Source organism: Wolbachia endosymbiont of Tuta absoluta, assembly GCF_059414725.1.
Window position 1 is genome coordinate 1 of record NZ_JBNRJY010000334.1, and the last position, 13,524, is coordinate 13,524.

10 protein-coding genes, 1 tRNA gene and 1 pseudogene are annotated in these 13,524 nt (G+C 34.9%); 5 read left to right on the forward strand and 7 right to left on the reverse strand.

Annotated features, from left to right (window positions below):
* Nucleotides 1-244: 244 nt before the first annotated feature.
* On the forward strand, nt 245-445 hold the full coding sequence (locus ACJ5GX_RS03535) for an ankyrin repeat domain-containing protein (protein ID WP_230609266.1): 201 nt from the start codon (nt 245-247) through the stop codon (nt 443-445).
* 349 nt (nt 446-794) lie between these two features.
* Here the strand turns inward: ACJ5GX_RS03535 and ACJ5GX_RS03540 are convergent, their stop codons facing one another.
* From ACJ5GX_RS03540 to ACJ5GX_RS03555, 4 genes are all read right to left on the reverse strand, one after another.
* Nucleotides 795-1,385 carry a COQ9 family protein gene (locus ACJ5GX_RS03540; protein ID WP_052264643.1) on the reverse strand — a complete coding sequence of 197 codons (591 nt, stop codon included), beginning with the start codon at nt 1,383-1,385 and terminating at the stop codon, nt 795-797.
* Nucleotides 1,386-1,403: 18 nt separating this feature from the next.
* Nucleotides 1,404-2,936, reverse strand: coding sequence for a Mur ligase family protein (locus ACJ5GX_RS03545; RefSeq protein ID WP_052264644.1), 1,533 nt, complete (start codon nt 2,934-2,936; stop codon nt 1,404-1,406).
* A 150-nt stretch (nt 2,937-3,086) separates the two neighbouring features.
* Nucleotides 3,087-3,797 (reverse strand): triosephosphate isomerase, encoded by a 711-nt coding sequence (locus ACJ5GX_RS03550; RefSeq protein WP_052264645.1) that lies wholly within the window; start codon nt 3,795-3,797, stop codon nt 3,087-3,089.
* Nucleotides 3,798-3,821: 24 nt separating this feature from the next.
* Nucleotides 3,822-3,894, reverse strand: a tRNA-Thr gene (locus ACJ5GX_RS03555).
* A gap of 77 nt (nt 3,895-3,971) precedes the next feature.
* Here ACJ5GX_RS03555 and rsmA point away from each other — a divergent pair.
* Both rsmA and guaB read left to right on the forward strand, forming a co-directional pair.
* Nucleotides 3,972-4,766 (forward strand): 16S rRNA (adenine(1518)-N(6)/adenine(1519)-N(6))-dimethyltransferase RsmA, encoded by a 795-nt coding sequence (gene rsmA / locus ACJ5GX_RS03560; protein ID WP_019236635.1) that lies wholly within the window; start codon nt 3,972-3,974, stop codon nt 4,764-4,766.
* Between the two features lie 123 nt (nt 4,767-4,889).
* Complete coding sequence (gene guaB / locus ACJ5GX_RS03565; RefSeq protein WP_012481851.1) at nt 4,890-6,377, forward strand: IMP dehydrogenase; 1,488 nt, start codon at nt 4,890-4,892, stop codon at nt 6,375-6,377.
* 265 nt (nt 6,378-6,642) lie between these two features.
* On the opposite strand, the gene rho is transcribed toward guaB, so the two are convergent.
* The 3 genes and pseudogenes from rho to ACJ5GX_RS03580 all read right to left on the reverse strand — a co-directional run bounded on the left by rho (nt 6,643) and on the right by ACJ5GX_RS03580 (nt 9,725).
* The gene (rho, locus tag ACJ5GX_RS03570) at nt 6,643-8,049 is read right to left on the reverse strand and encodes a transcription termination factor Rho (RefSeq protein ID WP_052264646.1); all 1,407 of its coding nucleotides are present in this window, start codon (nt 8,047-8,049) and stop codon (nt 6,643-6,645) included.
* Between the two features lie 194 nt (nt 8,050-8,243).
* Nucleotides 8,244-8,849: a cell cycle transcriptional regulator TrcR gene (locus tag ACJ5GX_RS03575; RefSeq protein ID WP_007301964.1), complete on the reverse strand. Its 606-nt coding sequence runs from the start codon at nt 8,847-8,849 to the stop codon at nt 8,244-8,246.
* A 103-nt stretch (nt 8,850-8,952) separates the two neighbouring features.
* Nucleotides 8,953-9,725 (reverse strand): annotated as a pseudogene (locus ACJ5GX_RS03580) (IS5 family transposase).
* Between the two features lie 189 nt (nt 9,726-9,914).
* Between ACJ5GX_RS03580 and ACJ5GX_RS03585 the strand changes: the two are divergent.
* Entirely contained in the window at nt 9,915-11,606 is a 1,692-nt protein-coding gene (locus ACJ5GX_RS03585) for a peptidylprolyl isomerase (RefSeq protein WP_495292709.1), read from the forward strand.
* Between the two features lie 379 nt (nt 11,607-11,985).
* A complete protein-coding gene (ltrA, locus tag ACJ5GX_RS03590; RefSeq protein WP_230609206.1) occupies nt 11,986-13,455 on the forward strand; it encodes a group II intron reverse transcriptase/maturase in 1,470 nt (489 codons plus the stop codon).
* The last annotated feature ends 69 nt before the right edge of the window (nt 13,456-13,524 follow it).

A 13,524-nucleotide genomic window follows, 5' to 3' on the forward strand; every position in this document is an offset into this window, starting at 1 on the left:
TATATTCATTGCAGTTACTGACTTTCATTCTTATTGGCATATTTTTCCTTTGTCGGCTAAATATCTATTTTATAACAAATTCCATCAGTAACTGCCTGTTCTTTCCTTGAGTGGTGCAACAAAGCCATTCCAGTGTCAAGCACTGATCTTCAATCTCCCTACATCTCTGCGTCACGCACTGAAATGACACCCTGAAGCTTTAGCTATAAATATTAAGCAAGCAAAAAAAGGCAAAAGAAGCCTCATGGAGATAGTTGCTCCACTCTTTTTACTTGATGCTGCTCAAGCAGGTCACTTGGATGTAGTAAAATACTTAGTAGAAATAGCAAACGCAGGTGTTAATTATGTAGTTAGTACTCTTAGTCTACCTCATTTTGACTATGAAAAAACTTCTCTTGGAAAAACTGCTCTAATGTTTGCTGCTAAAAGTAGTCATTTTGTATAGTTTTATCCAACTCAGACGTAGTTTAACCCTAGAATTTATCCTTTGCAATTGTAATAAGGTCTATAAACTACTGCAAATCCAAATTTCTATTTGATCTTACATTCTTATTGTAATAACCTCTATGGATCACACAGCATTAGTCGTGTATCTGAACAGATACTTTTGTACATGGATCAGCTTTATGTGTATCAATTCTGTCTACTTCAAGTTTCCAGCAAAACTACTTTCTAATGTATTGCTTTCAATCAAGTTCTTTGTTAAGCTCACTGTTAGTGGATGTCAATTATCTTAACATAAAAATCAAGGCAGCTTTAGGTATAAATACGAGTAACTCGTATAAGTAAAGAGGCTATAAGAAGTTTCTTACCATTCTATTCAAACGGGTTTTAAACTTTTGAAATGTCATGACATTGTTGATACGTTTGTCAAGAAACGACAGGGTATCTGCAAAATCTTCTGAATAATCATTGATAAAAAAAAGTATCGTACTTAAGTACACTCCAGCTAATATTGCTCTTTTTGTATAGTAGTTAAAATCTGTTGATTGATCATGAATGCCATACCAAATCGCGCTAACAGTTCTGTACAAGAGTTTACTAGAAAAATATGTATTTTGGGGTAATATAGAGAATGATAAAACATTTTTTAAAAACTCTCTGTAATTTTGTAACTTAGCATAGTTTGAAAGGCGTATTTGGACAGCTAACTTTATCCGCTCTCTTACCTTCATATCTTCTAAATTGGAATTCCAAAGTTCAGTTTCCATTGAGCTATTTAAGTCCTCTGCTATGTACTCCAAAGCACTATATATTCCATTTTGAAATTTACAAAAACTATTGGCTAGGTTAAGGTTCGTGCACACTTTCAATAAGGTTGCATCACTTATTCCTTCAAATGGAACAACCTTAATCAGCTCATCTACTATTAACTTTTGTTCCATACAATATTATACTAAACATCACATATAATTGTACCTGAGATTTTCAAACATTCTGCAAAATGCTTCACCGCGCTCTTCAAAATTTTTCCACTGATCAAAAGAAGAACATGCAGGAGAAAGTAATATCGCTACTTCTTCTTTGCTATTTATGGCCTCTTCAAAAGCCAGTTTAAATGCGTTTTCTAGATTATAGCACTTCATATAATCTATTTTGTTCTCCATAATGTTTGCAAAAACTTCAGTTGATTCTCCAATAAGAAAAGCTTTTCTAATCTTGGTGAAATGCTTGCTTAATGATTCTATTCCGCCTTTTTTGCTTTTTCCGCCAACAATCCAGTATATGTTTTTATAAGATAAAATTGCCTTTTCGGTCGATTCTGCATTGGTTGCTTTGCTATCGTTGATAAAAAGTACATTATGTATTTTGCCAAGAAATTCATTTCTGTGTCTTAGCCCTGGAAAGGATTTGATTTCATTGACAATAGTGCTGCTATCTACTCCAAGTAACTTGCACACAGCGTGTGCAGCTACTATATTTTCTACATTGGATACTAGGTTTACTTTCATATCACTCATTGATAAGTTGTGATTCTCTAGTTTTAGCGAGATCTCCTGAATCTCAGCACTCCTTTTGTCATCCAAGTAGCTGACACTGGGATCCAGATAATTTCGATCTATACCAGTAATCTGTTCACTATAATCAAGCAAATTGTTATCTGCCAATGATATTAGATCTCTTGCACTACCCTCTGTCATCTGGGTAGTTGGCAATGGTTTTTCTTTTCTGGTCACGCGCTGGAATGACACCAGGGAATATGTTACTGAAATTGGAATTTTGTTCCCAGTGAATTTATTGAATACATCAGCGGTAATTTTGTTATCACATCCTATCACGGCAATCTTGCTACTGTTTATCAGTTTTAATTTAGTTGCTATGTAGTTATTCATACTTCCATGTCTATCTATGTGGTCTGGTGTGATGTTTAGCAATACAGAAATGTCTACATTAATTTTATTTATTAGCTCCAATTGAAAAGAGGAGAATTCAATTACATAAATTTCTGCATCTCTTTCTAAATCCAAAATAGGCACACCTAAATTCCCGCCAATAGCTACTTTTTTCCCTGTGGATTTTAATATGTGCCCTATTAGTGACGTGGTGGTTGATTTGCCATTTGTTCCTGTAATGCCTATAACCTTCTGATTTGTAGTTTTAGTTTCAAGAAATAGCTCAATGTCTGATTTTATTTTGCAGTCAAAGCTTCTTGCAAGTTTTACTACCCAATGCGTTGGTATTGGCACTCCAGGGCTCAAAATTAGTGTGCTTATCTCATGCCAATTATACTCATTGGGATGAGTAAAGTTACACTCTTTATATATCTTTTTTGCATTTGCTATTTGCTCTTTATTATCATCCCATGCATATATTTTTGCACTGCTTTTTGTTAGAGCATTAATAACGGACAAACCAGTTTTACCAAGGCCGAAAACCGCAACACTTTGATTTTTGTATTTGTTTAGTTGCACTTCTAGATAACTTATGCGAACCATTTTATAAAGATATAATACAAATTATAATGACTTCTTCCATAGTTTTTGGCAGTGCTTAACTTTATTGTCATAACCTTAGCCAATAGAAAACTCCTTGACACATTTTGCCAGCTCCCTTGCCATGACAATAAGAGTATTTATCCTTTAGAATTAATTAAGAGAAAGTTTTTTCTCGACTTGTTGTATAATTTGATAAAAGTGATCAAAATCTAAGCTTGCACTACCAATTAAAACTCCCAATAGATTTGGAATACTGAGCAAGTTTCCTATATTTTCTGAGCTGACTGAGCCACCATATATAATGTGTTTTTTACCAGTACACAATTTTATTATCTCTATCACCTCAGCAATTGCGTCATTATTTGGCACATTTCCTGTTCCTATTGCCCATATCGGTTCGTATGCTATGGTATATTCACCTTGTGTTGGCAAACGGTTTTTGCATTGATATTCTATTACTTCTTTTGTTTTTTTATTTTTATAATCTTCTGAGTTTTCACCTACACAGATGATTGGGTGTAATCCTGATTCTATTGCTGTTTTCGATTTAAGTTTTATTTCACTATCTTTTTCATGAGCCCTTTCAGAATGTCCAAGTATTACGTAACTACATCCTAGTTCCTTCAACATTCCTGCACTAATTTCACCTGTGTAAGAACCGAACTCTTTATGATGGCAATTCTGTCCTCCTATTTTAATATTGTTGTTCAACTCTATATTGCTTGGAAATGATGTAAAAGGAGGGCAAATTACTAATTTAGAGGTAATTTCGTTGCTCTTGTTGTTAAGTTTGCCTATAAAGTTAACAAATGAAGAACGTGTTCCATTCATTTTCCAATTTGCTACTATTAAAAAAGACATCAATTTTTCTTATATGAATGAGAGTGCCGGCTGTCGGACTTGAACTGACAACCTACTGATTACAAGTCAGTTGCTCTACCAATTGAGCTAAGCCGGCATTAAATACACTGACAATATACAATTATTGATGAATTTTCGTCAACTAATTTTTAAAATACTGCATACTAAGATCATATGAAAAAATTTTTACTGAAGCCAAAAAAGAGTCTAGGGCAAAATTTTATTTTATCGAATGAGATAATAAAAAGAATAGTTGCCTTAGCTGGTAGCCTGAAAGATTTTAATGTTATTGAAATTGGTCCTGGGTATGGTGCGTTAACAAGAGAAATATTGGCATATAATCCAAAGTTTCTACTTTCTATAGAAAAAGATAGTAGTTTAGTGAAACATCACGAACAATTGCTAAATGAGCATCAGGGAAAATATAGAATTATAGAAGCAGATGCACTTAATGTTGTAGAAAAAGAGCTGGTAGAATGTCCAGTCAAAGTCATTGCTAACTTGCCTTACAATATCTCAGTAGCGTTATTTTTAAAGTGGTTAAATAATATAAAATTTTTTACGAATTTGACGTTAATGTTCCAAAAGGAGGTAGCAGAGCGTATTACAGCAGAACCTAATTCTAAAGATTATGGTTCCCTATCAGTGCTAAGCCAGTTACTATGCGACATAAAAAAGGAATTTGATATTGAACCTAAGGAATTTTTTCCAAGACCAAAAGTATATTCTTCAGTAATTACAGTAAAACCTTTACCCACTCCAAGATTTGCAGTAAATTTAGAAACCTTAACAAAGCTAACACGTGCTGTGTTCGCTCAAAGAAGAAAGATGCTGAGAAATAGCTTGCAAAGTATAACTAGTGATGTCTCAACTACTCTTGAGAATGCTAAACTGAGTGGAGACGAACGTCCAGAAAGCTTAACTATTGAGCAGTTCTGTTTGCTAGCAAATAATATAATTATGCGATAAATATATTAGGAGCTACATACCTCTTCTATCCTATTTTGATCTAAAAATAGCTGGAGCCAGGCTAATTTTGCAAAAGCTCTATTGCAATTTCATTAATTGGCGTATAAGCTTTAAATAAAGCATATGAAAAAAATGGAAGCTTGTTATTCGTTTGACGATGTACTTCTCTTACCGGCCTATTCTGATGTATTGCCTCGTGATGCAGACACAAGAACTTATCTAACAAATAATATAGAACTAAATATCCCTCTCATATCCTCTGCAATGGACACTGTCACTGAATCAGGCTTTGCAATAGCTATTGCCCAACATGGTGGAATAGGTTGCATACATAAGAATTTATCAATAGATGAACAAGTGTTAGAAGTAAGAAGGGTGAAAAAATATGAAAGCTGGATCGTGTATAACCCAATTACAATTTCCCCAGATAAAACAGTTGCAGAAGCAGTTTCATTAATGAGAGAGTATAATTATTCCGGCATTCCTGTAGTTGATCAACGCAAGTTAGTGGGAATTTTAACTAATCGAGATGTGAGGTTTATTGAAGACCAGAACATGAATATAAAAGTTTCCGAGGTAATGACAAAAGATAAGTTAGTAACAGTTCGAGAGCAGGCAGTAAATAGCGCCTCAGCAATGAAATTGTTGCATGCAAATAGAATAGAGAAGCTTTTGGTTGTTGATGAAAATTCTTGTTGCATAGGTCTAATCACAGTTAAAGACATCGAAAAATACAATAGATATCCAAATTCATGTAAAGACAGTAAAGGTCGACTCAGAGTTGCCGCTGCAATTGGTACTGGTAAAAAAGACGGTATAGAAAGATGTGAAGCTTTGGTCGAAGAAGAAGTTGATGTGGTTATTGTAGATACCGCTCACGGTCATTCCGAGAACGTTATCAGCACTATTAAGGAAATAAAAAAGATGTATCCGAATACGCAATTAATCGGCGGAAATATTACAACAAAGGAGGCTGCTGAAGCGTTGATTGATGCTGGTGTTGATGCAGTGAAAGTTGGAATAGGGCCAGGATCAATTTGTACTACCAGAATAGTTACAGGCGTTGGTATGCCACAATTCTCTGCGATCAAGAATATTGCAGAGGTTTGTAAAACAAAAAACGTCAGACTAATTGCTGATGGTGGAATAAAATATTCGGGAGATGTTGCAAAAGCTATTGCAGCTGGTGCTGATACTGTGATGATAGGTTCAATCTTTGCTGGTACTGAGGAAAGCCCAGGTGAGATTATCATGTATAAGGGTAGAGCATATAAGGAATATCGAGGAATGGGATCTATTAGTGCAATGAAACGAGGGTCAGCTAGCCGTTATTTTCAAGATTCAAAACTTGATTTAGTCCCACAAGGAGTAGAAGCAAGAGTTCCTTTTAAAGGTCCAGCTTCAGGAGTGATCTGTCAGTTAATTGGTGGGTTGCAAGCTGCAATGGGTTACACTGGCAACCGTAATATAGAAGAGATGAAAAAAAACTGCAAATTTGTCACTATTACTTCATCAGGGTTAAGAGAAAGTCATGCTCATGATATAATCATTACACAGGAAGCTCCAAATTACGCTTACCAAGCATCTAATTTATCATCTGATTCAGAGTAAATACAATCCCCTTTTGAGTGGGTCATTTCAACACTGGTACACAATTGATATTAATATTAAGAGTCAAAAAGATGTCATCTAAGTGGCTGACACTGGAAAATCGATTGTAAATAAACTGACTACATAAAATTTTTGATCAAAATCAGTGCTATAAGTTGGAATAGCAACTTAAGGTAGATTGCCAGCTTAATATATTTTGATAAATCCAAATTATTTTAGCTATAAGAGAGCTTTGCTTTTTTGCTCCATCAGAATTGGCTTACTTTTAGTGATTCATGGAGTTAAAAAAGTCAGCATTGCTCTTTGTTAAAAGTAATTTGTCACGTAAAAACTCCATTGCTTCAACAGATCCCATAGGGTTAAGTATCCTACGCAATACCCATATTTTATTTAGTATGGCCTTATCAACTAATAGCTCTTCCTTCCTTGTTCCGGATTTTGTAATATCAATAGCAGGGAATATACGTTTATCAGCAAGTTTTCTATCTAGTATAATTTCAGCATTACCTGTGCCTTTAAACTCTTCAAAAATAACATCATCCATTTTTGAACCAGTTTCTATAAGGGCTGTAGCGATGATTGTCAAAGAACCACCATTTTCAATATTACGAGCTGCTCCAAAAAAGCGTTTTGGTCTTTGCAGCGCATTTGAATCTACACCGCCGGTTAGAACCTTTCCAGACGAAGGAATGACTGCATTATAAGCACGTGCAAGACGAGTTATAGAATCAAGCAAAATCACTACATCTTTTTTGTGTTCAACCATTCTTTTAGCTTTTTCTATTACTATTTCAGCAAGTTGGACATGACGGTAGGCAGGTTCATCAAATGTAGAGCTTACCACTTCACCCTTTACAGAGCGTATCATATCTGTCACCTCTTCGGGTCTTTCATCTATAAGTAATACTATTAGTTCTATTTCAGGATGATTTGTAGCTATAGAGTGAGCCATTTGCTGAAGCAATATCGTTTTTCCTGTACGAGGTGGAGCAACTATCAATGCTCTTTGTCCTTTTCCAAGAGGTGTAACTATATCTACAGCACGCATGTTTATATCTTTTTTATTATCTCCGCTACTGTTGTTTTCAAGGATGAGGCTTTTTTCAGGATAAAGCGGAAGCAAATTATCAAAATGTACGTACTTTCTTAATTCACTGATTTCAGTAGAGTTTATACTGTGAACCTTAGTTAAAGTAAAATATCTTTCCTTATCACCAGGTGGCCTTATTTCTCCACATGCCATATCTCCTGTACGTAAATTAAACTTCTTTATTTGGCCATTGGAAATATAAACATCATCGGTACTTGGAGCATAATTTGCACTTGATGAACGTAAGAAACCAAAACCATCAGGCAATATTTCCACTACTCCACTTCCTGTGGTTATGCCTCCTTCTTCACTCATTTTCTTCATTAAACTGAATATCATTTCCTGTTTTAGCATCCTGCCATTGCCTTTACCACTAGTTGAAATTTTTCTTTCTTCAGCTAGCTCTAACAATTCTTCTGCTGTTTTCTCTTTCAATTCGCTCAGGTCCAATGTTTTCTTGTTTTTTTCATCACCTTCACTGGTCATTTGTTTTACTGCGTCAGCATTATGAATTTGTTCGCTTTTTTCAGGTTGACCTACAACCCCTCCTTTTGCTAAGACATCTTCATTGATTGTTGTCATAATCCTCCAAAAATTTTAATTGATGCTTACTAACCTAAAATGTGAATATAAAACAATAAATTAGGCTGAGCTAGTTTTCAGTGCGTATTTAGACTTAATTATTATTAAACTAGATACTTTACTTGCATTATACTGATAAAAACTAACAAGTCAAGTTAATTTAATATTAACAAAGTACAAGAATTTGAGAATCATCAATAGCTATTATTTATATTTTTTAATCTTTGTTTCTTCTCTTCTTCTACTTTCGCTTTTTCTACTTCCGCTTCTAAATTTTCCTGGCTACATAAACCAAGTAGTACAGGATCTTGAGGTTTGATATTGAGTATGTTATGATGAGATCTATCTCTTACCTGCTCAACTGTGTAATTTGTTGTACCAACTAGCTTAGCTATTACATTATTGTTCAAGATAGGAAATTTTTTTACCAAATAATAAATCGCATTAGGTTTATCTCTACGCCTTGCTGTGGAAGCAAAGGCAAGAAAGCTAATCGTCTTTGCCCTTTTTTTCATATTTTTTATAATCAAATTTGGTACACGATTTGGATTTTTTTTGCAATTATCGATTTCTTTTTCAGTAATTATTTCAGAAATAATAGGGTCATACTTTTCAACTTCTATTTCCTCATCAGCTATGTCTTGTACTTTTTCAAGGGATAACTTGCAACATTGTGCTATTTGATCAAAAGTTAAGCTAGTGTTATCAACCAACCAAGCAGCTACTTGCATGAGAAATTGTTCATTTCTATCTTTATTGTCTTTAGAAGATTCCATTGACATCGAAAAAACATCTCCCATTTTAATATTCCTTTGCTGTTATAGAAATAAAATATAAACCATTAAAACTAAAAAAGCATTAACTTTGTCATCCAATGGCTTTTTGGTTTATATTTCTTATCTCTTAGAACCTGTTCATAATCTTTTGAAGAGGAAAGAAGCAAAAGCAAATTTGTAGGCTAGTATTAAATTTACGCTCGCAATTTTTCCAAAGTCGCCTACATTTTTCCAACCAGGCAAAAGAAGATCTCTCAACAACCCATCTTTTTGGCAATACAGCAAAGGTGCTTCACCTCAACAGTTGCACCAATAGTTACTTTCATCTGTGTTGCAAAATTTTCTCCAGTGTAGCCTGCATCAACCAGTATGTTTTTAACTTCAGAGAGACTTTCTTTAGCATTTTTAACCATTGTCAAAGCACTGCTACGATCAGTTATTTCTGCCGTTGTTATATGAATTGCGTGTGTCAAACCTTGTGTATCAACTGCGATATGACGCTTTATTACTGAAATTTTCTTGCCAGCATCATAACCTTTTTCTTCAGCAGTATCGGTATTTTTTACACTTTGGGCATCAATGATGCAGAAGCTTGTTTTGGTATTTCGACCACTGTTCTCTCCAACCAATTTTTTTAAAGACAATTTCTAGAACATTTTCTCTATCTTCATTCGTTTTTTTACTCCATTTCTTGAAGTAATCGTAAAAATTTCGCCATCTTGGAAACTCTTTTGGAAGCATTCGCCATTGACAGCCACTTTTTAGTACATAAAGCACACCACAAAATAACTCATATAAACCTAATCTTCTTGGCTTTGTTTTCTTTCGCACGCTTTCTAAAATTAGTCTAATCTTTTCGAATTTTTCACAACTTATGTCACTTGGATATGTATTCCTCATACTTTACCTCATGTCAACTATACCTCATCTTACCATATTCAGAGATCACTTACAGGCTCTTAGGTTAATATAAGCTTCCATTCAATTTAATACACTACAATATTACATATATTAGCTAATTTGTTAATAGATTTACAAATATTAAATTATTGCTATTCTAAATTTAAGTGTTAGTTAACTAAGTTTACAATGAGTATTAGAAATTTTTTTACCAAGGCAATCGTTCTCCTTTTAGTTTGCTTATTAATCTTTATGGGGATTGGCAATCTTTTATCAAATGATGATGAAAGGAAAGAATTAGCTAAAGTAGGAAAGGAAGTTATAACATCAGATGAATATAAATTACTATATCAAAATTATAAAAAGCAAATTTCTGGATCTGATGTAAGTAAAGAACAAGTAAAAAAGCTGAAATATGATTTACTTAACGCACTTATAGAGCAAAAACTATTGTTTAACCTAATTAGCGAACTTGGATTAAAAGTTGGAGAAGAATCTATCAAAAGCCACATAAAAAATACCAAGTACTTTCAGGACGATAAAGGAGAATTTGACCATAATAAATTCCATCAAACTCTAAATAGCCTGCATATAACAGAAAAGGAATATATAGAAAAACTAGAGAAAATCCTGCCTGCAATGATGTTCATGACTTCGTTATTTAAAGATAATTATCCGGTAACTTTTGGTGAGAGTGTTGATGAGCAGATATACAAAAATCGCTACCAAACTAGAGTAGTTGATATTGTTAAAATAACTGAGAATGCAATTACAGACGTTCCTGAACCAGATGATCAAGCCTTACTTGATTTGTATGAAAGAAATAAGTCCAATTTTTATTACCCTGAGTATCGAACTGCGCAATACATTTCTCTGGATCAAAAATATTTTGAAGATCAAATCAGAATTTCAGATGAAGAGGTTGATAGTATAATAGAACATCAGGAACTTAAAAATCAAAGAGACATATTCAATGTGATATTTCCTACCAAAGAAAAAGCTGAAATAGCAAGAAGAGCACTTGAAGAAAGTAAAGCAAGCTTTGAACAAATAATAGAAGAGTTTAATAAAGTGAAACTCGATGAAACCAGAGTAAATAATATAACTAAGGATTTCTTACCTGAAAATATGAGAGAAAAGGTATTTGCTCTCAAAACAGGTGAAGTAAGTGAAGTTTTAACAAGCAATTTTGGATGGCACGTAATAAAGGTAGAAAGCATACATCAAATCTCTGATGAAGACTTGGTTGATTTAAAAAAAGACATAAGGTCAGTTTTAACCAATCAAAAGTCTTTTGAAAAAGTCAATGATTTCATAAATCAAGTGAATTATAAGATATACAATGGTGCAACGATTGAAGAAATCTCCAATAATTACAATTTACCTATACAAACCATTGGTCCAGTAGATGCTAGTGGAAAAGACCAAAGTGGTAATGAAGTAGGAAATTCCAGTGATTTCATTTCTTTCATTTTTTCACGCGAGAAAGATCAGAAGAGTTATTTTAAGGGTGTTGGAGATACTGTTGTTGGTGTAAAAATCAGTGATATCGTTCCTCCTAAATTACAAAATTTTGAAGAAAGTAGGGAATCAGCCATAAAGCTTTGGCGTAGTGAATTTATAAAAGAAAGAATGTTTAAAATGGGACAAGAAGTAGCAGTTCAACTAAGAGAAAAGACAGATTTGGAAGAAATGCAAGGTATAAAATTGGTTAAAGGCCGGCAAATACAACGCAATGAACAAAACTACCCTTTTTCTTTCATAGAAGAGATTTTCAATATGAAAACAACTAATTCGGTAACAGATCGATCGTGTGTCCAGAGAAGGCAAGTATGTTCAGTGGGAGGTAGACCCACCAGGATAAAAGTCGAAGTCCTGTAGCTAGGGTAGCAATGTGGAGGGAAAGCAAAATGTTGAAGCCTACCGACAACGTTATCATAGGATAATGGCGAATTACTAGGCCGTAGCGAAAGCAAACACATAGGTGGCCTCGAAAACGATAAGAACTGAAGGCTGAGCCAGCGGTCAATGGGCGAAAGCAGAATAGGCAGTTGAAAAACGACTGATACAATTGTTCTACTTCAGCGGGGTGGTAGTGATAGCATGGTAATGAGGACATACAAAGCAACTGGAGAAGCCCTCCTCATCCCAAGGAGAAATACCTTGGAGTGGTAGGTTCTATAACTGGAAAACAGGAAAAGAACAGAAGATGAGAGGGTGGCGGATGGGTGCGTAGTAGTAAAGAAGTGAGGTAACTCTCATGGAGCAAAGGCACCCTACTAGTAGAAATCTTTTAACAAAAAGGAAGGTAAAGGTAAAAATGATAAAAATGCCAATAAAATTACAAGACCTGAGAAGAAAGATATATACCAAAGCGAAAACAGAACCGGAATGGCGATTCTGGGGAATCTATGTTCACGTCTGCAAGATGGAGACACTAGAAGAAGCATATAAGCTGACAAAGAAGAGCAAAGGGGCACCAGGAATGGATGGGGTGACATTTGAATCGATAGAGGCAGAAGGCTTAGAAAAGTATCTTCAACAAATAAGACACGAACTAATAACCAAAACCTATAGCCCAAATAGGAACCGGAGGAAGGAAATACCAAAAGTTGGGGGAAAACTCAGAACGTTGAACATACCCTGCATCCGGGACAGAATAGTGCAAACAGCACTGAAGCTAATACTTGAACCAATATTTGAATCTGACTTTCAGGACGGATCATATGGATATAGACCTAGGAGAAAAGCGCATGAAGCAATTGATAAAGTATCGAAAGCAGCAATCAAAGGCAATACAAAAGTTATTGACATAGATCTGAAATCCTACTTCGACAATGTGCGACACCATATTCTTATGGAAAAGATTTCCAAAAGAGTAAATGATAAAGAAATCATGCACTTGATCAAGCTAATCCTCAAAGTAGGAGGGAAACGAGGAATAGCGCAAGGATCACCACTTTCACCACTAATAAGCAATATATACCTAAATGAGGTAGATAAAATGCTAGAAAAGGCAAAAGAGGTGACTAAAGAAGGAAAATATCAACATATAGAATATGCCAGATGGGCGGACGATTTGGTGATACTGATAGATGGCCACCAGAAATGGGAATGGCTAGAAAAATTAGTGTATAGAAGGGTACAAGAAGAATTAGCAAAACTAAAGGTAGAAGTAAATAAAGAAAAGACAAAAGTAACTAACCTAAAGGAAAGAGAGACATTCAGCTTTCTAGGATTTGATTTTCGAGAGAAGATCACAAAACAAGGAAAGTGGAGGGTACAAACAACACCACAGATGAAAGCGCGGACAAACTTACTTCAAAAATTGAAGGAGGTATTTCGCGACCACAAATCGCAACCAATATGGAAAGTGATAAATATCATTAATCCAATACTGAGAGGGTGGACAAACTACTTTAGGATAGGAAACTCAGGTCGAAACTTTAACTACGTGAAACTATGGGTAGAGAAGAAAGTAAGACGTAAATTAATGAAAGCTAGAAAAGCAAAAGGATTTGGCTGGGAGAGGTGGAGTAGCGAATGGATATACGAAACACTAGGTCTATATAAAGACTATAGATTAAGATATTACGTTCCGAAAGCAGCCCCAGTACAAGATGTTATAAACTTTGGTAAGAATCTGCTAGGAAAGCGTAGTGCGGGAAAACTGCATGCTGCGTTTGACGAGGCGGGAGCTGGAAACGTAAACATGGGAATTTTGGATTGAGGCCCAACATGAAAATAATGGATCAGCCACCAAGCCCTAAAGAGGCGCGCCAGTTCTCGACCCTACCAA